18 protein-coding genes are annotated in these 25,531 nt (G+C 71.2%); 13 read left to right on the forward strand and 5 right to left on the reverse strand.

The window, feature by feature from the left end; all coding sequences use genetic code 11:
* Positions 1-17 precede the first annotated feature (17 nt).
* On the reverse strand, positions 18-1,931 hold the full coding sequence (locus SH922_RS28515; RefSeq protein ID WP_393060830.1) for a protein kinase: 1,914 nt from the start codon (positions 1,929-1,931) through the stop codon (positions 18-20).
* Between the two features lie 341 nt (positions 1,932-2,272).
* Here SH922_RS28515 and SH922_RS28520 point away from each other — a divergent pair, with 341 nt between their 5' ends.
* From SH922_RS28520 to SH922_RS28540, 5 genes are all read left to right on the forward strand, one after another.
* Entirely contained in the window at positions 2,273-4,504 is a 2,232-nt protein-coding gene (locus SH922_RS28520; RefSeq protein ID WP_393060832.1) for an MMPL family transporter, read from the forward strand.
* 666 nt (positions 4,505-5,170) lie between these two features.
* Positions 5,171-5,641 carry an NUDIX domain-containing protein gene (locus tag SH922_RS28525; RefSeq protein WP_393060834.1) on the forward strand — a complete coding sequence of 157 codons (471 nt, stop codon included), beginning with the start codon at positions 5,171-5,173 and terminating at the stop codon, positions 5,639-5,641.
* A 270-nt stretch (positions 5,642-5,911) separates the two neighbouring features.
* Positions 5,912-6,589: a hypothetical protein gene (locus SH922_RS28530; protein WP_393060836.1), complete on the forward strand. Its 678-nt coding sequence runs from the start codon at positions 5,912-5,914 to the stop codon at positions 6,587-6,589.
* A gap of 246 nt (positions 6,590-6,835) precedes the next feature.
* Positions 6,836-7,015, forward strand: a complete 180-nt coding sequence (locus tag SH922_RS28535) for a hypothetical protein (RefSeq protein WP_393060838.1) — start codon at positions 6,836-6,838, stop codon at positions 7,013-7,015.
* Between the two features lie 57 nt (positions 7,016-7,072).
* Positions 7,073-10,213 carry an AAA family ATPase gene (locus SH922_RS28540; protein WP_393063717.1) on the forward strand — a complete coding sequence of 1,047 codons (3,141 nt, stop codon included), beginning with the start codon at positions 7,073-7,075 and terminating at the stop codon, positions 10,211-10,213.
* 42 nt (positions 10,214-10,255) lie between these two features.
* On the opposite strand, the gene SH922_RS28545 is transcribed toward SH922_RS28540, so the two are convergent.
* The 3 genes from SH922_RS28545 to SH922_RS28555 all read right to left on the reverse strand — a co-directional run bounded on the left by SH922_RS28545 (position 10,256) and on the right by SH922_RS28555 (position 12,949).
* The gene (locus SH922_RS28545) at positions 10,256-10,498 is read right to left on the reverse strand and encodes a DUF6191 domain-containing protein (RefSeq protein WP_393060840.1); all 243 of its coding nucleotides are present in this window, start codon (positions 10,496-10,498) and stop codon (positions 10,256-10,258) included.
* 55 nt (positions 10,499-10,553) lie between these two features.
* Positions 10,554-11,744, reverse strand: coding sequence for a PQQ-dependent sugar dehydrogenase (locus tag SH922_RS28550; protein ID WP_393060842.1), 1,191 nt, complete (start codon positions 11,742-11,744; stop codon positions 10,554-10,556).
* 212 nt (positions 11,745-11,956) lie between these two features.
* Positions 11,957-12,949 (reverse strand): aldo/keto reductase, encoded by a 993-nt coding sequence (locus tag SH922_RS28555; protein ID WP_393060844.1) that lies wholly within the window; start codon positions 12,947-12,949, stop codon positions 11,957-11,959.
* Between the two features lie 77 nt (positions 12,950-13,026).
* On the opposite strand from SH922_RS28555, the gene SH922_RS28560 reads away from it, so the two are divergent.
* The 8 genes from SH922_RS28560 to SH922_RS28595 all read left to right on the forward strand — a co-directional run bounded on the left by SH922_RS28560 (position 13,027) and on the right by SH922_RS28595 (position 24,077).
* Positions 13,027-13,989, forward strand: coding sequence for a 2-hydroxyacid dehydrogenase (locus tag SH922_RS28560; RefSeq protein WP_393060846.1), 963 nt, complete (start codon positions 13,027-13,029; stop codon positions 13,987-13,989).
* Between the two features lie 183 nt (positions 13,990-14,172).
* Complete coding sequence (locus SH922_RS28565) at positions 14,173-17,109, forward strand: putative bifunctional diguanylate cyclase/phosphodiesterase (protein ID WP_393060848.1); 2,937 nt, start codon at positions 14,173-14,175, stop codon at positions 17,107-17,109.
* A 217-nt stretch (positions 17,110-17,326) separates the two neighbouring features.
* Positions 17,327-19,183, forward strand: a complete 1,857-nt coding sequence (locus SH922_RS28570; protein WP_393060850.1) for an acetolactate synthase large subunit — start codon at positions 17,327-17,329, stop codon at positions 19,181-19,183.
* Between the two features lie 23 nt (positions 19,184-19,206).
* Entirely contained in the window at positions 19,207-19,734 is a 528-nt protein-coding gene (ilvN, locus tag SH922_RS28575; RefSeq protein ID WP_393060852.1) for an acetolactate synthase small subunit, read from the forward strand.
* 107 nt (positions 19,735-19,841) lie between these two features.
* Positions 19,842-20,843 (forward strand): ketol-acid reductoisomerase, encoded by a 1,002-nt coding sequence (gene ilvC / locus SH922_RS28580; protein ID WP_393060854.1) that lies wholly within the window; start codon positions 19,842-19,844, stop codon positions 20,841-20,843.
* Positions 20,844-21,116: 273 nt separating this feature from the next.
* Positions 21,117-22,709: a phosphoglycerate dehydrogenase gene (serA, locus tag SH922_RS28585; RefSeq protein ID WP_393060856.1), complete on the forward strand. Its 1,593-nt coding sequence runs from the start codon at positions 21,117-21,119 to the stop codon at positions 22,707-22,709.
* A 93-nt stretch (positions 22,710-22,802) separates the two neighbouring features.
* A complete protein-coding gene (locus SH922_RS28590; protein ID WP_393060858.1) occupies positions 22,803-23,408 on the forward strand; it encodes a TetR/AcrR family transcriptional regulator in 606 nt (201 codons plus the stop codon).
* Between the two features lie 108 nt (positions 23,409-23,516).
* Positions 23,517-24,077: a hypothetical protein gene (locus tag SH922_RS28595; RefSeq protein ID WP_393063718.1), complete on the forward strand. Its 561-nt coding sequence runs from the start codon at positions 23,517-23,519 to the stop codon at positions 24,075-24,077.
* A 26-nt stretch (positions 24,078-24,103) separates the two neighbouring features.
* Here the strand turns inward: SH922_RS28595 and SH922_RS28600 are convergent, their stop codons facing one another.
* Positions 24,104-25,522 (reverse strand): PLP-dependent aminotransferase family protein, encoded by a 1,419-nt coding sequence (locus tag SH922_RS28600; RefSeq protein ID WP_393060860.1) that lies wholly within the window; start codon positions 25,520-25,522, stop codon positions 24,104-24,106.
* Positions 25,523-25,531: the final 9 nt, after the last annotated feature.

Below are 25,531 nucleotides of genomic sequence, written 5' to 3' on the forward strand. Positions count from 1 at the left end.
CGCATCACCCGCCGGCGTCACCTCTTGAGCGTCGGCGCCCCGAGGATCAGGCTGCCCATCTCGCAGTCGTCGGCGGGGTCGGCGTAGGAGACGCTCAGCCGGAGCACGCCGGTGACCGGCACGGAGATGGTCTTCGGCTTTCCGAGCAGCACCTCACCGGTGAAGCCGGGCTCGCCGTCGACCTCGATGGTGACCCGGGCGGCCTTGTTCGACGAGTTGTCGTCGACACCCGCCACCATGGTCAGGGTCTTCCACTCGCGGCTCAGGTTGTACTCGGCGGAACCGCTGCACTCCTCGTCACCGCCGTCGGGCACCAGGGCGGTGTCGTAGTACTTGCTGTTCAGCGTTCCGTTCCCGACGGCGATGCCGGCGTACTGACCGGTCGCGACGGGGTCCAGGGTGGTGAGCGACTTGGTGTCGGACGTGGTTGCCGCCGGGGGCGTGCCGGTCCCCTGCGACGCGTCCGGGGACGCGTCGGGCGTCGTCTCCGACCCGTCGGCCTGATCGGCGGGCGCGGTGGTCGTGACGGTCACGGTCGGCGCCGCCTTCGCCCCCTTGCCGTCGCCCTTCTCGTCGTCCCCCGAGCGCAGGGCCTGGACCCCGATCGTGGCCAGGGCGGCCACCAGGGCGAGCGAGAGCAGGGGGACGAGGACCGGTCGGCGCTTCTTCGCGGCGGGCACCGGCTTCGCCGCGCCGTCCGGCCGCGTCGGGAACGGTGACTCCTCCCGCAGGGAGTGCGCCGGAGCGGGTTCGGGCTCGGCCGGACGGGCCGGCTCCTCCTGTGTGCCCGCGGGATTCACCGTGGTGGGCAGCGGCACCCCGGGGTCACCGGACGCGGTGATCGGCGGCGGGAAGACCGGCTGCGCGTCCGGCGGCGGCACCGGTGCCACGGACGGCGGCACCGGTGCCACGGACGGCGGTACGGGGGTGCCGGGCGGCAGCAGGGGAGGCGGCGGCACGGCTGCCGGGGCAGCGGTCGGCGGTGTGTCCCGTACGGACTCCGAGGCCACCGCGGCGCGTGAGGAGGAGCCGGTGACCGTGGTCGACACCACGGCCGAGCGCACATCCTTCACCCACGACGAAAGGCTCTCCGGCCGACGGTCCGGTTCGGCCGCGCAGACGGACAGGATGCGCTCGCAGCGCTCCGGAGCCGCGGCCGCCACCTGGGGCAGCGCGCGCAGCGCGGCACGCAGCTGCTCGGGGGTGCTGGGCGGGGCCTGGCCGCTGAGCAGGAAGTAGGCGATCGCGCCGAACGCGTACCGGTCGGTGTTCGGCGTCCGCTTGCCCTCGAAGACCTCGGGGGCGGCGTATCCGGGAGTGAACCACACCTCCGCCGTCTGGTGGTCCGCGGTCAGCTTGCTCAGCCCGAAGTCCACGAGGGTGGCCTGGCCGTGCTCGTCGACCATGACGTTGCCGGGGGACAGGTCACCGTGCACGACGGTGCGCCCGGACGGTGTCGCCCGGCCCGAGTGCAGCCAGTCCAGCACGTCCGCGAGCTGTTCCAGCGTCCGCAGCACCTCGCGGCGCTCGGCGTGGGAGACGAGGGTCCGCTCGGCGCGCCAGTCCCTCAGGTCGAGACCGGCCACATGGTTCATGACCAGGACCAGGGCGCGCCCGGCAGCGGTCGAGGCGTCCCCGGCTCCGTGGATCGGAGGTCCCTCGAAGTGCTCGCGCACGCCCACGACACCCGGCCGGTTCACGAACCGCAGCAGCTCCGCCTGCTCCCGCCATTTCGAGCTGAGCCGCTGGAACTGCTCGATGGTGATCGTGGTCTTCGAGTCCAGCACCTTCACGACCACGGTCTCGGGCGCCCCGTCGAGCTCTATCTCCGCCCGGTAGAGGACGGCTTCGCCGCCCCGGCCGATGGAATTGAGCAGGCGGTATCTGTCCGGAGCCGAATCCGGTCCGATGTGGTGCGACGCACTGTTCAACTGAGCCCCCCAGGGACGGTAATTGACGGCTCATAAGATAACCGGGTCCGTCCGTCCCCGGTCAACGAAGCCAAGAGCCGGCTTCCCGGGCGCGGGTGCTCCCGGGAGGGGAGCGCGGGCCGGTGAGGGCTGTGCGACCGCTGCCGCGCCGTGTATGCGCCCCCGCCGTACGGCGGTGCTTATATCGCTCATATGTGGATCCAAGCCCTGTGAGTAAGGCCACGAAACGGGCAAATGATCACAGTTGGCTGTCAGAGTGACGGCACTCAGGTCATGCGTTCTCACGCGGACGGTTCTGCCGGACCCGCGTCGAGACCACGAACCCGCAGGGAGCACGTCCCTTGGCTGCCATCGCCCGCTGGTGCGTCACGCACCGCCTCCTCGCCGTCCTCATCTGGCTGCTCGCCCTCGGCGGCACAGCGGCCGCAGCGGGGTTCGCGGGTTCCGCCTACTCCAACGACTACGAGGCCCCCGGCACCGAGTCCGGGCGGGCGGCCGAGCTGCTGAAGAACGGGTTCACGGATCTCGGCGGCGACACCGACACCATCGTCTGGCACACCGACGACTCCACCGTGCGGGCCGCCGACGTCACCCAGAAGATGACCGCCACCCTGCACGCCGTCGAGCGGCTGCCGGGTGTGGGAGCCGTCACCGGGCCCTACACGGACCCCGGCTCCGGGCAGATCAGCCCGGACGGGCACACCGCCTACGCCACCGTCACCTTCGACCGGCAGGCGGACGACGTGCCGGCCGGGCAGGCCCGGGCCGTCGTCGACACCGCGAAGGCCGCCGCGGGCGAGCACCTCCAGGTCGAGCTGGGCGGCTCCGCCATAGCCCTCACCGAGGCACCGGCCGCCCACCTCAGCGAGGCCGTCGGGGTGGTCGTCGCCGCCGTCGTGCTCTTCCTCGCCTTCGGCTCGCTCGCCGCCAGCCTGCTGCCCATCGCCACCGCCCTCGTCTCGGTCGGCACGGCGTACGCCGGCATCGTGTTGCTCGGACACGTGATGACCGTCGCCGACTTCGCGCCCATGCTGGGCATGCTGGTGGGGCTCGGCGTCGGCATCGACTACGCGCTCTTCATCGTCACCCGGCACCGCAGAGGGCTGCGTCGCGGCATGACCGTACCCGAGGCGGCGCAGCACGCCGTCGCGACGACCGGCCGGGCCGTCGTCTTCGCCGGCGCCACCGTCTGCATCGCGCTGCTCGGCATGCTGATCCTGCGGCTGAGCTTCCTCAACGGAGTCGCCGTCGCGGCCTCGCTCACCGTCGTGCTGACCGTCGCGGCCTCCGTGACGCTGCTGCCCGCGCTGCTGTCCCTCATCGGCATGCGGGCGCTGAGCCGGCGCGAGCGCAGGCGGCTGGCCGCGCACGGCCCTCAGCCGGCACCGCCCACGGGCTTCGCCGCCCGCTGGTCCGCCTTCGTGGAGCGGCACCCCAAACTGCTCGGGGCTCTCGCCGCCGTCGTGATGCTGGTCCTCGCCCTTCCCACGTTCTCGCTCCATCTCGGCAGCTCCGACCAGGGCAACAACGCGAAGTCCTCGACCACCCGGCAGGCGTACGACCTGCTCGCCGACGGATTCGGTCCCGGCGTCAACGGCCCGCTGACCGTCGCCGCACACCTGGACGGCGCCGACGACCGGCTCGCCATGGACACCCTGCCCGCGACGCTGCGCGCCACCGACGGGGTCGCGTGGGCCCACCCGGTGACGTACAACTCCAGCGGCGACACCGCGTACGTCACCGTCGTCCCGGACTCGGCGCCGCAGTCCCGGCAGACCAGCGAGCTCGTGGACCGGCTGCGGACCGACGTCCTGCCGAAGGCGTCCGAGAACACCTCGCTCCAGGCCCATGTGGGCGGTGTGACGGCGAGCTACGACGACTTCGCCCAGATCATCATCGGCAAGCTCCCGCTCTTCATCGGCGTCGTCGTCGGACTCGGCTGCCTGCTCCTGCTGATGGCGTTCAGGTCGGTCGGCATCCCGCTTAAGGCGGCGGTGATGAACGTGGCGGCGGTGGCCTCCTCGTTCGGCGTCGTCGTCGCGATCTTCCAGTGGGGCTGGGGGAGCGAACTGCTGGGCCTCGGCAGCGCGGGGCCCATCGAACCCTTCCTGCCGGTGATCATGGTGTCCGTGCTCTTCGGCCTCTCAATGGACTACCAGGTGTTCCTGGTCGGCCGGATGTACGAGGAGTGGCTGGAGACCGGCGACAACCGGCGGGCGGTGAGGGTCGGTCTCGCCGAGACGAGCCGGGTGATCAACTCGGCCGCCGTGATCATGATCTCGGTCTTCCTCGCCTTCGTACTCAGCGGGGACCGCGTCATCGCGATGTTCGGCATCGCACTGGCCGCGGCCGTTGCCCTGGACGCCTTCGTCCTGCGCACCCTGCTGGTCCCCGCCCTGATGCACCTGCTGGGCGGCGCGAACTGGTGGCTGCCCGGCTGGCTGGACCGGCGGCTGCCGCGCATCAGCATCGAGCCGCCCGACTGCGGTGCGTCGCCTGCGAAGGTCCCGGAGGCGTACGCGAGCGAGAGCGAGAGCGACGCGCTCGCGGCTACCGCTGAGCGCGTGCACTGACCGCGGGAGTCGTCCCGAGCGAAAGACTGACCACGAGCACCACGAAGCGGCCGTCCCCGGTGGGTGCGGCCGCTTCGTACTGCTAGCCGATCGAGATGCGGACGTTCCAGTAGTTGTTGGTGGTGACGATCTCGGTCCAGCTGCTCGAGACGGCCACTTATGAACACCCTTTCTGGGTTCCCTCTCTCGGAGCCTGGGTCGAAGCGAGAAACCGCTGGTACGGATCTGCGGACTCCGGACGGGACCACCGTCTCTGTCACGGCCAACCGAGCCTCAAGCCGGCGGGGCCGGTGTACGCGGTCAAGGGTCGTGGCGTCTTCGTGCGCCAGGAACCGGAGCCGGGTAAGCCCGGCGGGCTCGCGCCGTCCCGGACGCCCATGCTTGCTGCCTGGCTGGGGGGCGTGACGATGGAGATAACTGGGCTGATGCCGCTGCGGGGTTGAGCGAGACACACGTGGCGGGTGGTCGGTCGGCGCGCCCTCCGTCGTGGCTGACTCTCTGTGGCAGAGGCCAGAACCCCCACAGTCATGGGCACGACACGCACGTGAGGGCCCGTCCCTGCCGGGGCTGACGAGGGTGGGGGAGCCTCGATCGGCCGCGCCCGGCAGGGACGGGAGTCGGGTGGGTCAGCGCGGTGGGCAACACCGTATGAGAGGAAGGCTGACCGTGGCCCGCACCGAGTACTACGACGACCCGAACGCGCCCGAGCCGAACAGCATGGTCGTCGCCGCGTCCGCCGTCGTCACCGACGACCACGGGCGCATCCTCCGCCAGCGCCGCCGCGACAACGACCTGTGGGCCCTGCCCGGCGGAGGAATGGACCTCACCGATTCCCTGCCAGGCACGGCCGTCCGTGAGGTCAAGGAAGAAACGGGCCTCGATGTAGAGATCACCGGCCTGGTCGGCACCTACACCGACCCGAAACACATCATCGCCTACACCGACGGCGAGGTCCGGCGACAGTTCAACGTCTGCTTCACTGCCCGCATCACCGGCGGCCGGCTGGAGATTTCCGACGAGTCCACCGAGCTCCGGTTCGTGCCGCCGGAAGAGATCGAGCAGCTGCCGATGCACCACACCCAACGACTCAGGCTCCAGCACTTCCTGGAACAGCGCGAGAAGCCGTACCTGGGCTGAACCGTCTGACGGCAGTAGCGACGGCAACATCCCCGGACACCCACGCACTTCACCCGACCTGTGGTGAAGACCACCATCCCCGGAATGGTGACGGATCAGCCCGATCCACACCAGGAGGCGAAAGGGCCGTCCCACAGCCCGCACGCGGCCGCTCCCGGTGACGTCCGGGGCACCCCGGAACACACCGGACGGAGGTCGGGAAGGCCGTGTGGCGCAACCGGAGCGGGCGCGTTAAGAGGGCTCTCATCTGAGGCACCTACCGTGCGGTACATGAACCCCACGACTCCCACTGCACCCACCGCTCCCGTCGCCGAGGGCGACGGCGAGTCGAAGACCGCCAAGGAGACGACCGCGGACAAGGCCGCGGGCAGGACCGCCGAGATCACCGCCGAGAAGGCCGTGACCAGCGGCACGGAGACGCGACTCGACAAGGCGGGCCCCGAGTCCGGCGCGGAGCAGGACCTCGACCCGGAGCAGGACCTCGATCTCGACCTCGACTCCGACCTGGAGCTGGACGACGACGAGTCGGACAAGGAGTCCTCCGGCCTCGCCACCGCCGCGGCGGCCGTCGTCTCCGTCGGACTGGGCATCGTCTCGCTCACCGGCGCCTGGAGCGGCCGGGTCGCCGCCGAGCGCGAGACGCTGATCGGGCAGATGAAGACCTCGTCCGGCGGGTCCGCCGCACAGCAGATCTCCGAGATCTACGGCGACGCGTGGCACGCCACCGCGCTCGTCAACGGTCTCTTCGGCCTGCTCGCGCTGCTTGTCGGCAGCTACGTTCTGGTCCGTCCGGCATTCGGCACCCCGTCCGCGCACCCGCAGCCGGGCTGGATCCGCGCGGTCGCCAAGGGGGGAATCGCCCTCGGCGTCCTGGGCGTGCTGATCGCCGTGTGCATGTACTTCGACCTCATCGTCGCCCTGCCGACGGCGCCGACGACGGCTGGATAGAGCCGGGTCTGTCCGACTGCGGAGATCACGGTTCCTCGCGTACGGCACCTCGCGGTGCGGTCTAAGGCATGTGCGGGCGCCTCGGCAGGGCCCCTGCGGTGGCGTAAGCCCCTCCCTAAGGCCCCCGGCCGCCACAGATGCGGAACTCGCCCGATGCGGCACCACCCCCTGGGGGACGACAGTGGTGGCACGGCAGAAGCACTGCCGCCACCAAGGCCCAACGGGCCCGTCCCCAGGGGGAATCGCATGTACCAGCTGGAACTCCACAAGATCATGGCAGCCGAACTCGTCCGCCGCGCCGACAACGAGCGGCTCGCTCTGGAGGCCCGCCGTGCCCGCAAGGCGGCACGCAGTTCCGCGAGCCAGGAGCGCGAGAGGACGGTGAGCGCGGACAGGGGCCGGGAGCGGTTCGCGCACGCCGCGTAAGGACGGACGACCGTGCCTGTCAGGCTTCCCGGCTCCGCGTCGTCGGACTCGTGTGCGATGCTCGGCGACGTGGAGACCAGGTCAGTCAGTCCCGTGTTCGTCGGCCGCGCACGTGAACTCGGCGCCCTCACCGACGCACTTGCCGCCGCCACCACCGCCCCGGCCGGCGGTGGCGGCGAGCCGCAGGCGCTTCTCGTCGGCGGCGAGGCGGGCGTCGGCAAGACCCGCCTGGTCGAGGAGTTCCTCGCGGTGGCGGTCCGCCGCGAGGCCGTCGTCGCCGTCGGCGGCTGCGTCGAGATCGGAGCCGACGGCCTGCCGTACGCCCCCTTCTCCACCGCCCTGCGCGCCCTGCTCCGCACCCTGCCCGAGGAGATGGCCGCCGCCTGCGCGGGCCAGGAGGGCGAACTGGCCCGGCTCCTTCCCGAACTCGGCGAGGCCGGCCCGGACGCGGCCGACGAGCACGGCACCGCCCGTCTCTTCGAGCTCACCGCCAGGCTGCTGGAGCGCATCTCGGCGGACCGCGCCGTCGTGCTCGTCCTGGAGGACCTGCACTGGGCCGACTCCTCCACCCGGCACCTGCTCGCCTACCTCTTCCGTACGCTGCGCAGCGGCCGCCTCGTCGTGATCGGCACCTACCGGGCCGACGACATCCACCGCCGCCACCCGCTGCGCCCCCTGCTGGCCGAACTGGACCGGCTGCGCACGGTGCGCCGCCTCGAACTCTCCCGGTTCAACCGGGCCGAGGTCCGCCGCCAGCTCACCGGCATTCTCGCGGCCGCCCCCGAACCCGCCCTGGTGGACGAGATATTCGAGCGATCCGACGGAAACGCCTTCTTCGTCGAGGAGCTCGCCTGCAGCCTGGAGTGCGGCGACGGGGCCGGGCTGCCCGGCTCCCTGCGCGACCTGCTCCTCGTCCGTGTCGAGGCACTCTCCGACGACGCCCAGAGAGTCGCCCGCATCATCGCCGAGGGCGGCTCCGCGGTCGAGTACGAACTGCTGGCCGCCGTAGCCGGCCTCGCCGAGGACGAGCTCATCGAGGCCCTGCGCGGAGCCGTCGGCGCCAATCTGCTGCTGACCACCCCGGAGGGCAACGGCTACCGCTTCCGGCACTCCCTGGTCCGCGAAGCCGTCAGCGACGACCTCCTTCCCGGCGAACGCTCCCGGCTCAACCGCCGCTACGCCCAGGCCCTGGAGGCCGAACCCGCCCTCGTCCGCGACGGGGAACGCGCCACGCGCCTTGCGAGCTACTGGTACGGGGCACGCGATCCGGCCAAGGCGCTGCCCGCCGTACTGAAGGCATCGGTGGAAGCCCGCCACCGCAACGCCTACGCCGAGCAACTGCGGCTGCTGGAACGGGCGATGGAACTGTGGGACGACGCCCCCGAGGCGATACGTGGCACCCTGCGCCCCATCGACTACGCCGAGGTCTATCCGGCCTGCGGCCGCGACGGCTCCGCACCGCTCAGCCATCTCGACCTGATGGCCGAAGCCACCGTCGCCGCCCGCTTCGGCGGCGAGCGTGAACGGGCCCTGACCCTCTGCAAGAAGGCCCTGCGGATCCTTGACGACGACGGCGACGCCCTGCGCGCCGCCTGGTTCTGGGTCCAGCGCTCCCGTCTGGTCCAGGATCTCGCCCGGGGCGACGGCTGGGAGGAGCTGGCCACGGCCGAGGAACTGGTGCGCGGTCTGCCCCCGTCCGCCGTGCACGCCGACGTCCTGACGAGCGTGGCCGGCTGGGGCGCCCTGCACCGGCCCGGGGCCGAGACCCTGGCCGCCGCCGAGCGGGCCGTCGAGTACGCCCGGCTGATCGGCGACGAGTACATCGAGCTGCACGCGCGGCTCACCCGCGGCTGGCTGAACGCCGACGCCGGAGCCGTCGACGAGGGCATCGCCGAGATGTACGCCGTCCGTGACCGGGCCGATGAGCTGGGTCTCGTCGGCATCATGGGCCGCACGGCCACCAACCTCCCCTCCACCCTCGAAGCCATGGGCCGTTCGCTGGAGGCGGTGGCCGCCGCCGACCACGGCATCGACATCTGCCACAGCCACGGTGTCGCGGACATGGAGGCCTGGGTCCGCACCAACCAGGCGATGTCGCTGTTCTCCCTCGGCCGCTGGGACGAGGCCCTGGCCACCACCGAGGCCGCCGCCCGCAAGGCGCTCTCCCGAAAGCCCCAGGGCCTGGTGGCCGCACGCCGCACCGAAGTGGCCCTGGCACGCGGGGACCTCGCCGAGGCCGAACGTCAACTGGCGCTGACCAAAAGGGGCTTCGGCTCCAGCGATCCGCAGCCGCAGCACGTCATCAACATCGTCCGCCACACCCTCACCATCGCCGTGCAGCAGGGGAACCTCGCCGAGGCGCGGGCCGTCTTCGAGGCCCAGGCGGCGGAGGGCTTCCCGACCGGCACCCAGCGGTACGCACTCCCGCTGCTGCACGTCGTCGCTGCGGCGGAGGCCGACGCCCGGGGACTGCCCGCCACCGAACCGGGCAGGCCGGGCATCCTCGCCCTCGTCCGCAACCACCTCAAGCGGCTGCCCGTGCTCGTGCCCGTATGGGCCGCCTACGGTGTGCTGATCGACGCCGAACTGGCCCGGGCCGAAGGCCTCGACACCCCGGAACACTGGTCCCGCGCCGCCCAGGTCTTCACGCCGCTGCACCGGCCGTACGAACTGGCCCAGATCCGCCACCGCTGGGCAGAAGCCCTGCTCATCGCCTCCGGCGACCGGACCGCGGCCACTGCGCTGCTGCGCGACGCCCACGGCACCAGCCTGCGCCTCGGGGCGCGCCCGCTGACCGAGACCATCGAGCTGCTGGCAGGCCGGGCCCGCATCACCCTCACCGATCCCGATGCCGCTCACGGCTCCGCACCGGCCTCGGGCGACGCGATCCCGGTGGCGGTGCTCGTCCCGGACCACGGCGACGAGCAGGGAGGCCAGGACCACTCGGAGGAACAGCTCCGGGCCGCGGCGGCCGCCGCCGTGGAGTCCTTCGGCCTGACCCCGCGCGAGCAGGACGTGCACCGGCTCGTGGCCGCCGGCCATTCCAACCGCAGAATCGCCGAAGAGCTCTACATCTCACCCAAGACCGCGAGCGTGCACGTCTCCAACATCCTGGCCAAGCTCGGTGTCGCCGGCCGGGGAGAGGCGGCCGCACTCGCCCACCGGCTGCGGCTGTACCGGACGCCGAAGGACGCGTAGGGCGGGCGTCCGGGCAGCACCGTACGGACGGGCCCTGCAAGGTCAGGCCCCGTCGCCCCCGTCGCCGTCGCCCCCGTCGCCGTCGCCCCCCGCACCGCCCCCGTCGGATCCTCCGGCCCCGTCCTCGTCACGGCGCCGGACCACGACCTTGCCCGAAGTCAGGTCGATGGGGCCGCGCGCGGGGTCGCCGATGCCGAGATCCACCCGGGTCAGCTCCAGCCGCTTCTGCTCCTCGGCGGTGTGCTTGCGACCGGGTGCGAAGAGCTCCTCGAAGAAATTGAACACGGGCCGCGCACCCTTCCGCCTGCTGTAGCCGCCAGGACCTCCCGCTCGAAAGGTCCTACCGCACCTCGACCACCAGGATCCTGTCGTCTCCCGGCTTCGGGGTGCCGCGGGTGTCCGTCTCGCTCGTCACGAGCCAGAGTCTGTTGCCGCCCGCCGCGAGCACGGTGCGCAGACGGCCGTACTTACCCTCCAGGAACGACTGGGGTGCTGCCAGAGGTTCCTTGTCCGCCGTACCGGACAGCGGGATCCGCCAGAGCCGCTCACCCCGCAGACCGGCCATCCAGATCGATCCCTTGACGAAGGCGATACCGCTCGGGGACGCCTCGGACGTCTTCCACTGTGCCACGGGATCAAGGAATCCGGCCTGGCCGGCCTTGCCCTCGGCGTCCGGCCAGCCGTAGTTCCCGCCCGGCACGATCCGGTTCAGCTCGTCCCAGGTGTCCTGGCCGAACTCGGCCGCCCACAGCTGCTTGTTCCCGTCCCACGCCAGACCCTGCACATTGCGGTGACCGTACGAATACACCACGGAGTCGGCCTGCGGATTGCCGTGCAACGGCTCACCGTCCGGGGTCATCCGAAGGATCTTGCCGGCCAGCGACTTCTTGTCCTGCGCGAGCCCGTCGTCCCCCGTCTCGCCCGTGCCCGCGTACAGCATGCGGTCCGGGCCGAAGGCGATCCGCCCGCCGTTGTGGACGGCGCCCTTCGGGATGCCCCGCAGAATCGTGTCCGGGGCGCCCAGCAGGTGACCGGGGGTCGTCCCGTCCTCGTCGTAGAGCATGCGGGCGATGCGGTTGTCCGAAGCGGTGGTGAAGTACGCGTACACCAGGTGGTCCGTGCCGTAGTCGGGGGAGACGGCGAGGCCCAGCAGCCCGCCCTCGCCGGCCGCTGCCACCCCCGGCACGGTGCCCAGCAGCGTCTTCTTCCCGCTCTTCGCGTCGATCCGGGTGATCGTCCCCTTGTCGCGCGAGGACACCAGCAGATCGCCGTCGGGCAGCTTCGCGAGACCCCACGGCGAGTCCAGACCCTCCGTGAGGGTCGACACCACCTTCACCGAGCCCTTCGCGGGCGGCAGATCGGCCGGGGGGCGCGAGGCCGACGGCGAGGTGGACGGCGAGGCCGCCCGGCTCGGCGGGGGCGCGGACGAGCCGGCCGGTGAGCTCACCCCCTGGCCCGCCGTGCTCTCGGCCCCCTCCTGCGAGGAGCACCCCGCGCCGAACACCAGGGCGCCGGCCGCCAGCACGGCCACCGCACCCCGCCGCGCACCGCGACCGCTCCCGCGGGGCGTCGCGCGACGCCCCACCGGTTCCCGCACAGATCCGAACCTCGCACCGCGCACAGCACCGACCCCTTCGACGACCGCCTGTCCACTGTTCTTACACCGCGGTCGCGCCCAGGGTTCCCGAAGCCCGGGGACTTTCTCGCTCGGCGATCAAACTTCACACGCCGAGGCACGGGTACTCAGTCCCACGACTCCCGTGCGGCCGGAAGCCGGTCGATCTCGTCGAGGTCCTGCGCCGTCAGCGTCAGCCCGGCCGCCGCCGCGTTCTCGACGGCCCACCGCTCCTGCTTGGTCCCCGGCACCGGAACCACCTGGGGCCCCTGCCGCAGCACCCAGGCCAGCGCGACCTGCGCCGGCGTCGCCCCGTACCGCTCCGCGATCCGCCGCAGCCCCACCACCACCGGCTGGTTCGCGGCCATCATCTCGGCGGTGAACCGCGGATGCCTGGCCCGCAGATCCTCCGGCTCGAAACCCTGCCCCGGAGTCAGCGTCCCCGTCAGATAGCCGCTGCCCAGCGGCATCGCGGCCAGTACCCCGACCCCGCGCGCCGCACACCACGGAAGCAGGGCCTCCAACGCCTGCGGGGACCACACGGAGAGCTCCGCCTGCACCGCGCTCACCGGAAAGACCTGCTGGACCCGCTCCAGCTGCCGGATCGTTTCGTCGTGCGTCCGCGCTCCGCGCCGGCGCCCGGCCCTGGCACCGACCGCGCACAGCCCGAGCGCTCGCACCTTGCCCGCGGTCACCAGCTCCGCCATCGCGCCCCAGGTCTCCTCGACGGGCACCTCGGGGTCGGCCCGGTGGAGCTGGTACAGATCGATCACATCCGTCTGCAGCCGCCGCAGCGAGGCGTCGCAGGCCCGTCGTACGTAGCCGGGCCTGCCGTTGGCCACGATGTGCTGATCGCCCACCAGCAGCCCGCACTTGGTGGAGAGGAAAGCCTGCTCACGGCGTCCCTTCAACGCCCGCCCCATCAGCAGCTCATTGGTGAACGGCCCGTACATGTCGGCGGTGTCGAGCAGGTCGACGCCCGCGTCGAGCGCCGCGTGCACCGCACGCAACGCCTCGTCACCACGCTGCCGCGAGGCGCTGTACGCCCAGCTCATGGGCATGCAGCCGAGGCCGACCGCACCCACGGCGAGCGCCGCCGCACCGAGACTCCTGCGCTCCAACTCCCCGAACCCTCCCTCGCACCGCACCCCCCAAGCTAACCTCTGCGTCCCTCCGGGCATCGCATAGCCTCCTGACCATGACTTCCACCACGCATTCCGCCACAGCCCCCGACGTATGGCTGCCCTTTCCGGCCGACGAGATCGAAGGGCTCCCCGAGGGTCTCAACTACCGCTTCTGGGACGGCGGGCAGGACTTCCCCGCCGACCCCGCGCACTGCGCCTTCTACGTCGTCCCCTACATGAAGGGACCGGTGGTGGCGGTCCGTCCGCTCGCCGGCATGGGCGGGGTCCAGGTCGTGCAGACCCTCTCCGCGGGCATCGACCATGTGGAACCGGGCCTCGGGCTGTTGCCCGCGGGCGTACGGCTGTGCAACGCCAAGGGGGTCCACGAGGCCTCCACCGCCGAGCTCACCCTCGCGCTGGTCCTCGCCTCGCTGCGCGGGTTCCCCGGCTTCGTGCACGGCCAGGACAAGGAGGAGTGGCGGTCCGGCTTCTACCCGGCCCTCGCCGACAAGTCGGTGCTGATCGTCGGGTACGGATCGATCGGCTCCGCCATCGAGGACCGGCTCGCGCCCTTCGAGTGCGCGCGGGTGGCGCGCGTCGCGCGCTCCGCACGGACAACCGCACGCGGGCCCGTACACACACTCGACGATCTGCCCGCGCTGTTGCCCGAGGCCGACATCGTCATCCTCTCCACCCCGCTGAACCCGTCCACGCAGGGGCTGGTCGGCGCGGATTTCCTCGCCGCGATGCCGGACGGGGCCCTGCTGGTGAACGTGGCCCGCGGCGGAGTCGTCGACACCAAGGCCCTGTTGTCCGAACTCGAATCCGGCCGGCTGCACGCCGCCCTCGACGTCACCGACCCGGAACCGCTCCCTTCCGGCCATCCCCTCTGGCATGCTCCGAACGTCCTCATCACTCCGCATGTCGGCGGCAGCACCTCGGCGTTCCTGCCGCGCGCCAAGCGCCTGCTCGCCGGACAGCTCAGCCGTTTCGCCGCGGGCGAGCCGCTGCACAACGTCGTACGCACCACCGGCTGAACACGCTGCGAGCACACGCCGTACCTCTCCGTGCCGACAACAGCGCAGGTCGTCACGGAGAGTAGAGGAACTATGTCCCTCTGTGACGGGTCTGGTGTATCGTCCCGAAAGGGGGGCTGCGCCGTGGAGGGCGGCGCCGGGGAGGAAGCCACACGCGAGGGGGCGACGGGCGATGTACGGCCGATGGGCGAACGATCCGACACGGCAGGGCGGCCGACGGCGGCCGACGCTGCGTCCGGTGCGTCGGCGCCGCAGCCGTCCGGCGACATCGGGAGCACCCCGGTGAGCGCCCAGGCGAGCGCCCGCGGGGCATTCCTGGCCGGTCGGCCGGTCGCGGACCGGGCGCCCGCGCTGGTCCCGCGGCTCCTCCTCGGTCTCGTCTGCGCAGGATATGCGGTGGGTGCGGCCATGGGATGGGGTGCCGAGCGACTCGCGGTGTTCATGGGGGACTTCGGTCTGAGCGCGGCCGCCCTGGTCGCCGCGGTCTCCTGCTTCCTGTTCGCGCGCTCCGCGGACAACGGGTTCCGGCCTGCCTGGCTGCTGTTCTCGCTCTCCTCCGTGATGGCCGCGGCGGGCAACGGGGTATGGGGCTGGTACGAGTTCGTGCGCGGGGTCCAGGTGCCCAGCCCCTCCCTCGCCGACCTCTTCTTCCTCTGCTTCGCACCGCCCGCCATCGTGGGACTGCTCGTCCTTGCCAAGCGCCCCGTCACCCGGGCCGGCTGGGTCTGTCTGGTTCTCGACTCCTGGCTGATCGGCGGATCGCTCCTCACGCTCTCCTGGAGCCTCGCCCTCGCCCACACCGCGCACATGGTGGACGTCGAAGGGGCCAGCGTCGCCCGCGCCGCTCTGTCGCTGGCCTATCCGCTGCTCGACATCGTGCTGGTCTCCATGGTGCTCGCGCTGCACTTCCGGCGCTCCAGCGCCAACCGCGCCGCGGTGAACACCGCCATCGCCGCACTGGCCCTCACCGTCCTGTGCGACGCCCTGTTCACCTCGCCCCTGCTGCGCCAGACCTACCGGTCCGGCCAGTTGCTCGACGCCGGCTGGTTCGCCGGATCGCTGCTCCTCGCGTACGCCCCCTGGGGCGTTGCCCGTGACGAGGACGACACCGACCTGCAGCGCCCCCTGCCCCGTACCGCCAGCCGCCCCATCTCCGGCTCGCTGGCCGCGCTGACGCCGTATCTCGCCGCGGCGGTCTGCACCCTGGGCATCCTGTACAACGTCATCGAGGGCCGCCGGGTGGACCGCGTCGTGGTGTTCACGGGGTGCACGGTGGTGCTCGCACTGGTCGTCCGGCAGGGCATCATGCTCGTCGACAACATCGCCCTCACCCAGGAACTGGCCCAGAAGGAGAACCACTTCCGCTCCCTGGTGCAGGGCTCCAGCGATGTCATCATGATCGCAGCCCCGACCGGCGTACTGCGCTACGTCAGCCCCGCCGCCGCCGGAGTCTACGGACGCGAGGCGGACGACCTCGTCGGTGCCGAGCTCTCCTCGATCATCCATCCCGAGGACCTCGGCGGGGTGGTCCACGAGTTGCGGCGGTTCCTCGCGGCCCCGCCCGGTGAGGAGCCTGCCACCCGCATCGAGTGCCGCTTCCGGTCCGGCACCGGTGAATGGCTGAACGTCGAGTCCACCGTCAACCGTCACCAGGGCGGTCTGATCCTCAACAGCCGCGACGTGACCGAACGGGTGCGCCTGCAAGCCCAGTTACAGCACAATGCGGAGCACGACCCGCTCACCGACCTGCCCAACCGGGCGCTCTTCACCGACCGGGTCCGCCGGGCCCTCGGCGGCCGCCGGGCGGGTGACGCGGGCACCGCCGTGCTCTTCATCGATCTGGACGGCTTCAAGGCGGCCAACGACCGGCTCGGCCACCAGGCCGGCGACGAGCTGCTGATCCAGGCCGCCCGCCGCCTCCAGGAGTCCGTCCGGGCGGCGGACACCGCGGCCCGCCTCGGCGGGGACGAGTTCGCCGCCCTCATCGTCGGCGACGGCGGACGCGACCAGGCCGCCCGCGAGTACCAGGTCCACGAGATCGCCGACCGGCTGCGCCTCACGCTCTCGCAGCCCTACCGCATCGGCGCCGGCGAGGTCCGGGTCACCGCCTCCATCGGGGTCGCCTTCGCCGAGCCCGGCATCACCCCCAACGACCTCATGCGCAACGCCGACCTGGCCATGTACCGCGCCAAGGCCGGCGGCAAGGACCGCGTCGAGCTGTACGCCCCGCAGATGCAGGCCGAGGTGGTGCGCCGCTCCGAGCTGGCGGCCCGGCTGCGCACCGCGCTGCGCGACGGCGAGTTCGCGCTGCTCCACCAGCCTGTGGTCCATCTGGCCAGCGGCACGGTCGCGGCCGTCGCCGCGCAGGCCCGCTGGCGCTCCGCCCAGGGCATCCTCTTCACGCCCGCCGAGTTCCTCCGCGTGGCCGAGGACAGCGACCGCACCGCGGAACTGGGCCGCTGGCTCCTCGAAGAGGCCGTCGAGCAGGCCGCCGACCGGGCCAGGGCCGGCCACCAGGTCTCCGTCGCCGTCCGGCTCTCCGCCCGCAGACTGCTCGACAAGGGGACGCCGTTCGGCTCCGTCGAGGCGTTGCTCACACGGCACGGGCTGCCGTCCGGGGCTCTGATGATCGAGGTCGCCGACAGCGACCCGCGGGTCTCCTTCGACGAGCTCGAAAGGCGACTGGTCGCCCTGCGGCGACTCGGCGTACGGATCGCGCTGGACGGCTTCGGCAGCGGCTATGCCGCGATCAACGCACTGCGCCGGCTCCCCATCGACGTACTGAAGCTGGACCGCGGTCTGGTCGAGGGTGTCGTCGAGTCCGCCCGGCTGCACAAGATCACCAGTGGGCTGCTGCGGATCGCCTGCGACCTCGGCATGCAGTCCGTGGCCGACGGCGTCGACGTACCGGAGCAGGTGCTCGCCCTGCGCGCGATGGGATGCACGCACGGCCAGGGCATGGCCTTCTCCGGCCCGCTGGACGAGTACCGGCTGCGCCGTGCACTGGTCCGCGGCGAGTTCCCGGTGCCCGGCAGTCCGGCCGCCCAGCCGGTCCTGGCGGGCGGCTCCATCCCGCTCCTCACCGGCCCACATGGTGAGACGCCCGTCCCACCCACTTGACACGTCGAGTGCGTCGGAGAGAGGGTCAATGCCATGCGCACCCGAATTCTCGTACTTGGAAAGCGCGTCGGCTGAAGCAGAGTTCCTCGGTGACACTCTGCAGACCGCACCGACGCGCTCCCCTCGCTTGCCTCACGGCACGAGGGGTTTTTTGTTGCACCGGCACTACGCAAACCATCGCAAAACACTCGCAAAAACCCTCAGCTTCGAGAAGAGAATGCCGATGACCGAGCAGGCCACCGGGGCCCACCATCCCCAGCCGCGGGCCCGTAACGGCGGATCGTCGTCCGCCACCGTTGAGCACGTCACGGGCGCGCAGTCCCTCATCCGTTCTCTCGAGGAAGTCGGGGCCGACACCGTATTCGGCCTCCCTGGTGGCTGCATCCTGCCGGCGTACGACCCGCTGATGGACTCCACCCGGGTCCGCCACATCCTGGTCCGCCACGAGCAGGGCGCGGGTCACGCGGCCACCGGTTATGCGCAGGCCACCGGCAAGGTCGGCGTCTGTATGGTCACCTCCGGGCCGGGCGCCACCAACCTGGTCACCCCGATCGCCGACGCGGCCATGGACTCCGTGCCCATGGTCGCGATCACCGGCCAGGTGGCCTCCGGCGCCATCGGTACGGACGCCTTCCAGGAAGCCGACATCTGCGGCATCACGATGCCGATCACCAAGCACAACTTCCTGGTCACCCGCGCCGAGGACATCGCGCACACGATCGCGGAGGCCTTCCACATCGCCTCCACAGGCCGTCCGGGCCCGGTCCTCGTCGACATCGCCAAGGACGCACTCCAGTCGAAGACCACCTTCAGCTGGCCGCCGGTCATGGACCTGCCGGGCTACCGCCCGGTGACGAAGCCGCACGCCAAGCAGATCCGCGAGGCCGCCAAGCTCATCACCCAGGCCAAGCGCCCGGTGCTGTACGTGGGCGGCGGCGTCATGAAGGCCGGGGCCACCGCCGAACTCAAGGTGCTGGCCGAGCTCACCGGAGCGCCCGTCACCACCACGCTGATGGCGCTCGGCTCCTTCCCCGACAGCCACCCGCTGCACGTGGGAATGCCCGGTATGCACGGTGCGGTCACCGCCGTCACCGCGCTGCAGAAGGCCGACCTGATCGTCGCCCTCGGCGCCCGGTTCGACGACCGGGTCACCGGCAAGCTGGACAGCTTCGCCCCGTACGCCAAGATCGTCCACGCCGACATCGACCCGGCGGAGATCGGCAAGAACCGCGCGGCCGACGTCCCGATCGTCGGTGACGCCCGCGAGGTCATCGCCGACCTCGTCCAGGCGGTCCAGGCCGAGCACACCGAGGGCCACACCGGCGACTACGCCGCATGGTGGAAGGACCTCAACCGCTGGCGCGAGACCTACCCGGTCGGCTACGACCTGCCGGAGGACGGCAGTCTCTCGCCGCAGCAGGTCATCCAGCGGATCGGTGAACTCGCACCCGAGGGCACGGTCTTCGCGGCGGGCGTCGGCCAGCACCAGATGTGGGCCTCGCACTTCATCCAGTACGAGCAGCCCGCCACCTGGCTGAACTCCGGCGGCGCGGGCACGATGGGCTACGCGGTCCCGGCCGCGATGGGCGCCAAGGCCGGCATGCCGGACCGCACGGTCTGGGCGATCGACGGCGACGGCTGCTTCCAGATGACCAATCAGGAGCTCACCACCTGCGCGCTCAACAACATCCCGATCAAGGTCGCCATCATCAACAACGGCGCACTCGGGATGGTCCGCCAGTGGCAGACCCTCTTCTACAACCAGCGCTACTCCAACACCGTGCTGCACTCCGGCGCCGACACGGACGGCAACGCGGCCAAGGGCACCCGGGTGCCCGACTTCGTCAAGCTGTCCGAGGCCATGGGCTGCTACGCGATCCGCTGCGAGGACCCGGCCGACCTGGACAAGGTCATCGCCGAGGCCAACTCGATCAACGACCGCCCGGTCGTCATCGACTTCATCGTCCACGAGGACGCCATGGTCTGGCCGATGGTCGCCGCCGGCACCTCGAACGACGAGGTCATGGCAGCCCGCGGCGTCCGCCCCGACTTCGGCGACAACGAAGACGACTGAGAGACAGAGAGAGACCGACTTCCATGTCCACCAAGCACACACTCTCCGTCCTGGTCGAGAACAAGCCCGGTGTCCTCGCCCGGATCACCGCCCTGTTCTCCCGCCGCGGCTTCAACATCGACTCGCTCGCGGTCGGTACCACCGAACACCCCGACATCTCCCGCATCACCATCGTCGTGAATGTCGAGGACCTGCCCCTGGAGCAGGTGACCAAGCAGCTCAACAAGCTGGTCAACGTCCTGAAGATCGTCGAACTCGAGCCGGCCGCTGCGATCCAGCGGGAGCTCGTCCTGGTGAAGGTCCGCGCCGACAACGAGACCCGCTCCCAGATCGTCGAGATCGTCCAGCTGTTCCGCGCCAAGACCGTGGACGTCTCCCCGGAGGCCGTCACGATCGAGGCGACCGGAGGCGCCGACAAGCTGGAGGCGATGCTCAAGATGCTGGAGCAGTTCGGCATCAAGGAGCTCGTCCAGTCCGGCACCATCGCCATAGGACGCGGCGCGCGCTCGATCACCGACCGGTCGCTGCGCGCCCTCGACCGCACGGCTTAAATCATTCCGGGCCCGCCGCGCCGCTCGCATGGCGAGACCCGAAAACGTATCTGACGCACCCCGCCGTACGGTGGGACGCAACACCTGCACACCAAGGAGAAGACCCAGTGGCCGAGCTGTTCTACGACGACGATGCCGACCTGTCCATCATCCAGGGCCGCAAGGTCGCGGTCCTTGGTTACGGCAGCCAGGGCCACGCCCACGCGCTGTCGCTGCGCGACTCGGGTGTCGACGTCCGTGTCGGTCTGCACGAGGGCTCCAAGTCCAAGGCCAAGGCCGAGGAGCAGGGCCTGCGTGTGGTGACCCCGTCCGAGGCCGCCGCCGAGGCCGACGTCATCATGATCCTGGTGCCGGACCCGATCCAGGCCCAGGTCTACGAGGAGTCCGTCAAGGACAACCTCAAGGACGGCGACGCGCTGTTCTTCGGTCACGGCCTGAACATCCGCTTCGGCTTCATCAAGCCGCCGGCCGGCGTGGACGTCTGCATGGTCGCCCCCAAGGGCCCGGGCCACCTGGTCCGCCGCCAGTACGAGGAGGGCCGCGGCGTTCCGTGCATCGTGGCCGTCGAGCAGGACGCCACGGGCAAGGGCCTCGAGCTCGCCCTCTCGTACGCCAAGGGCATCGGCGGTACCCGTGCCGGCGTCATCAAGACGACCTTCACCGAGGAGACCGAGACCGACCTGTTCGGTGAGCAGGCCGTCCTCTGTGGTGGCACCGCCGCTCTGGTGAAGGCCGGTTTCGAGACGCTGACCGAGGCCGGCTACCAGCCGGAGATCGCGTACTTCGAGTGCCTGCACGAGCTGAAGCTCATCGTCGACCTCATGTACGAGGGCGGCCTGGAGAAGATGCGCTGGTCGATCTCGGAGACCGCCGAGTGGGGCGACTACGTCACCGGCCCGCGGATCATCACGGAGGCCACCAAGGCCGAGATGAAGAAGGTCCTCACCGAGATCCAGGACGGCACCTTCGCCAACGCCTGGATGGCCGAGTACCACAACGGTCTGCCCAAGTACAACGAGTACAAGAAGGCCGACAGCGACCACCTGCTGGAGACCACCGGCCGTGAGCTGCGCAAGCTCATGAGCTGGGTCAACGACGACGACGCGTAACACCGATGCCTGAGGGGCGGGTCCCGGACCCGCCCCTCAGGCGTCATCCCTGCTTCACCGCTGGAAGAGGCGGCGCCGTACGTGTGTACAAGTCGTCCAGCCCCATGTGGGTGATCCTTCCAACGGGGCGCAGATTGCGTTCTCGCGCATGACTACACTTCTCCACACATACACGCGTCAGGCCCACAGTGTCGTGCGTCTTCCACGCGGCAAGCCCCTCCACCGCCTGCGGCCGTCGGGACGGCCGTCCGCACTGGATCTGTGAGGACTCACGTGAGCTCGAAACCTGTCGTACTCATCGCTGAAGAGCTGTCGCCCGCCACGGTGGACGCCCTGGGCCCGGACTTCGAGATCCGGCACTGCAACGGCGCGGACCGCGCCGAGCTCCTCCCCGCGATCGCCGATGTCGACGCCATCCTGGTGCGCTCCGCCACCAAGGTCGACGCCGAGGCCATCGCCGCCGCGAAGAAGCTGCGGGTCGTCGCCCGCGCGGGCGTCGGTCTGGACAACGTCGACGTCTCCTCGGCCACCAAGGCCGGCGTGATGGTCGTGAACGCACCGACCTCCAACATCGTCACCGCTGCCGAGCTCGCCTGCGGTCTGCTCGTCGCCACGGCGCGCAACATCCCCCAGGCCAACACCGCCCTCAAGAACGGCGAGTGGAAGCGCTCCAAGTACACCGGCGTCGAGCTGAGCGAGAAGACCCTCGGCGTCGTCGGCCTCGGCCGCATCGGCGTCCTGGTCGCCCAGCGCATGTCGGCCTTCGGCATGAAGATCGTCGCGTACGACCCCTACGTCCAGCCGGCGCGCGCCGCGCAGATGGGCGTCAAGCTCCTCTCGCTGGACGAGCTGCTGGAGGTCTCCGACTTCATCACCGTGCACCTCCCCAAGACCCCGGAGACGCTCGGTCTGATCGGCGACGAGGCGCTGCACAAGGTGAAGCCCTCGGTGCGCATCGTCAACGCCGCGCGCGGCGGCATCGTCGACGAGGAGGCGCTCGCCTCCGCCCTCAAGGAGGGCCGCGTCGCCGGCGCCGGTCTCGACGTGTACACCAAGGAGCCCTGCACGGACTCCCCGCTGTTCCAGTTCGACCAGGTCGTCTGCACCCCGCACCTCGGCGCCTCCACCGACGAGGCCCAGGAGAAGGCGGGCATCGCGGTCGCCAGGTCCGTCCGCCTCGCCCTCGCCGGTGAGCTCGTGCCGGACGCGGTCAACGTCCAGGGCGGCGTCATCGCCGAGGACGTCCGTCCCGGACTGCCGCTCGCCGAGAAGCTCGGCCGGATCTTCACCGCGCTCGCGGGCGAGGTCGCGGCCCGCCTCGACGTCGAGGTGTACGGCGAGATCACCCAGCACGACGTGAAGGTGCTCGAACTCTCCGCGCTCAAGGGTGTCTTCGAGGACGTCGTCGACGAGACCGTGTCGTACGTCAACGCCCCGCTGTTCGCACAGGAGCGTGGTGTCGAGGTCCGCCTCACCACCAGCTCCGAGTCGCCCGACCACCGCAACGTGGTCACCGTCCGCGGCACGCTGTCCAGCGGCGAGGAGATCGCGGTCTCCGGCACGCTGGCCGGCCCCAAGCACCTCCAGAAGATCGTCGCGATCGGCGAGCACGATGTGGACCTGGCGCTCGCCGACCACATGGTCGTGCTGCGTTACGACGACCGCCCCGGCGTCGTCGGCGCGGTCGGCAAGATCCTCGGCGAGGCCGGTCTGAACATCGCGGGCATGCAGGTCTCCCGGGCCGCCGCGGGCGGCGAGGCGCTGGTCGTCCTCACCGTGGACGACGACGTCCCGGCGTCGGTGCTGACCGAGATCTCCTCGGAGATCGGCGCGGCCTCGGCCCGCTCGGTGAACCTCACCGCCTGAGTCCTCACTGACGGGATCGCTCCCGGAGCTGCCGTACCCGGCATGTAGACGTGTGTCTTACACGAACGTCCACATGCCGGGTACGCTGCTGTCATGGGACATCGTGAGGATCTGCTCGAAGGCGCCAAGCGCTGCCTGCTGGAGAAGGGGTACGCCCGGACGACGGCACGCGACATCGTGGCCGCCTCCGGTACGAACCTGGCGTCCATCGGCTACCACTACGGCTCCAAGGAGGCCCTGCTCAACCTCGCCTTCATCAAGGTGACGGAGGAGTGGGGCGACGTGCTGACCAACGAACCCGAGGGGGCCGCCGACGGCGAGGACGAGTCCCGGGCACCGCTCGACCAGTTCCGCGACACCTGGGAGCGGGTGATCGGCAGCTACGAGCAGACCCGGTCGGTCTGGCAGCTCCAGATGGAGGTCATCTCCAGGATCGACACCGATCCCGAACTGCAGAAGGCCCTGGCAGGCCCGCAGCGCGAGGGCCGGAACGGGCTCGCGGAGAACATGCTGGGCATCGACCCGGAGGCCGATCCCGAGAAGGCCCGGGTAGCCGGACTGTTCTGCCAGGCGCTGCTCGCCGGAGTCATGGTCCAGTGGATGATGGACCGCGACTCGGCGCCGTCGGCGCAGGACCTGACGGACGGGCTGAAGGTGGTTCTGGAGGGCCGGAACTCGCCTTCTCAGGATGCTCGGTGAACGCGCTCGGCAACTGTGTTGGCGGAGGCGGAAGTTGACACACGGCATGGTGCGACTTCAGGGGGCGTGCGGGAACACCGGTCCGCAGCCGACGGGCCGGGCCGCGCTGTGAGCGCCCGGGCCGGAGAGACGTTCGACGTCGCGCGGGCCGTCGCCGACATCGAGGCCCTGCTGGCTGCGCCGCTGCCGGCCGCCGGGCCGACGGTGGCCGAGGGCGAGCCGGGCACGGGGGAGTGGACGGTGACCGCGGGCGAGGGCTTCCGGATCGCCCCGCTCTGGGAGGGCTACGCCCCCGACGAGGTGGACGGCACCGAGTGGGACGACGCGGAGGAGGCGGCCGAGGCGCAGCTGGCTTCGCTCGTCGAGGAGTTGGAGGGCCGCTGGGGCGCCCACCAGCAGGTGGCCGTCCACGTTCTGCTTCTCCGGCAGGAGGACGGCGGCGATGCGAAGTCTCTCCCGCGGCAGGAGGGAGAACCGGTGCCGCCCCTCTTCGCGGCCCTGCTCGACGAGGACTGCTACGGCGACCTCGCGGTGTGGGGACCGGCGTCCGCGCGGGGGCGCTGGGTGGGGGTGAGCGTCGGCCGGAGTGACGGGGACGCGCCGTGGGTCATGGCCGCCGTCGTCAGCGACCGGCCGATCGTCACGCCCGCCCCGCTGTCCTGGATGTAGCTCCTGTCCGGCCCGCCGGACGGGAGTCAGGCCGGCGGCAGCGCCCGGCAGAGCGCCTCCAGCGCCGCGGCGAACGCGTGGTCCGGCGGGGAGGCGTACCCCACGACCAGGCCGTCCGGAGCCGGCATCGTCGCAGCCGGGTGGCGGAAGGCGTCGAGCCCGTCGAGGCCGAGCCCCTGCCAGGCGGCGGCCTTGACCGTGGACTGCTCGGTGCCCGGCGGCAGCCGCAGGACCGCGTGCAGCCCGGCGGCGATGCCGGTGGGCGTGATGTGCGGGGCATGGGCGCCGAGGGCCGCGACGAGCTGGTCGCGACGGCCACGGTAGCGCTGGCGCATCCGGCGGACATGGCGGTCGTAGTGGCCCGATTCGATGAGCTCGGCGAGGACCAGCTGATCCGGCACGCTCGCCCAGGCCTCACGTTCGCCCTTCGCCGCCAGCACCCGGTCGACGAGGTGTTCCGGCAGCACCATCCAGCCCAGCCGGACCGCCGGTGACAGGCTCTTGCTGACCGAGCCGGCATAGAGGACGCGCTCCGGGTCCAGCCCCTGCACGGCACCCACCGGCTCCCGGTCGTACCGGAACTCCCCGTCGTAGTCGTCCTCCAGAATCAGCCCGCCCCGGCCGCGGGCCCAGTCGACGACGGCCGAACGCCGTTCCGGATGCAGCGGCCCACCGGTGGGGAACTGGTGGGCCGGGGTGAGCAGGACGCTCCGCACTCCGGACAGTCCGGTCAGCTCGTCGACGCGTGCGCCGTCCTCGTCGAGCGTCAGCGGGACCGTGCGCACCGAGGCCGCCTCCAGGATCGACCGGTGGAAGCCAAGCCCGTACGACTCCACGGCCAGCGGGCCGCGCAGGACCCCGCCCCCGAACAGCAGCCGCAGGGCATGGGCGAACCCGGAGCAGACCACGATCCGTTCGGGGGTGGTGCGGACCCCGCGCGAGCGCCCCAAGTAGTCCGCCAGGGCCCGCCGGAGCTCGATGCGGCCCTGGGGGTCGCCGGGCCCGAAGGCGTCGTTCGGCGCGGCGTTCAGGGCGCGCCGGGCGGCGCCGAGCCAGGCGGTGCGCGGGAACGAACCGGGGTCGGGCTTGCCCTGGTGCAGGTCGTGGACGGGGTCGGCCGGGCGGTGCGGCGCCTTCTTCGGGACGCGGGCGGGTGCCACGGGTGCGGCGCGGCGGGCGACCCGGGTACCGGAACCCTGCCGGGCCGTCAGCCAGCCCTCCGCGACCAGTTCGGCATAGGCGTCGGCGACGGTGTTGCGGGCCAGACCCAGGTCGGCGGCGAGCGACCGATAGGGCGACAGCCGGGTGCCGGGGGCAAGCCTGCCGTCCCGCACGGCGTCGCGCAGCGCGCGGATGAGGACGGCCCGGCGACTGCCCGGCCCCGCCAGGTCGAGGAGCAGGTCACTGCCGATCCGCTCCGCGGAATTGACCCATGAATCCGACATGAGAATGCA

Source organism: Streptomyces sp. LN549 (genome assembly GCF_043203805.1).
GTDB lineage: Bacteria > Actinomycetota > Actinomycetes > Streptomycetales > Streptomycetaceae > Streptomyces.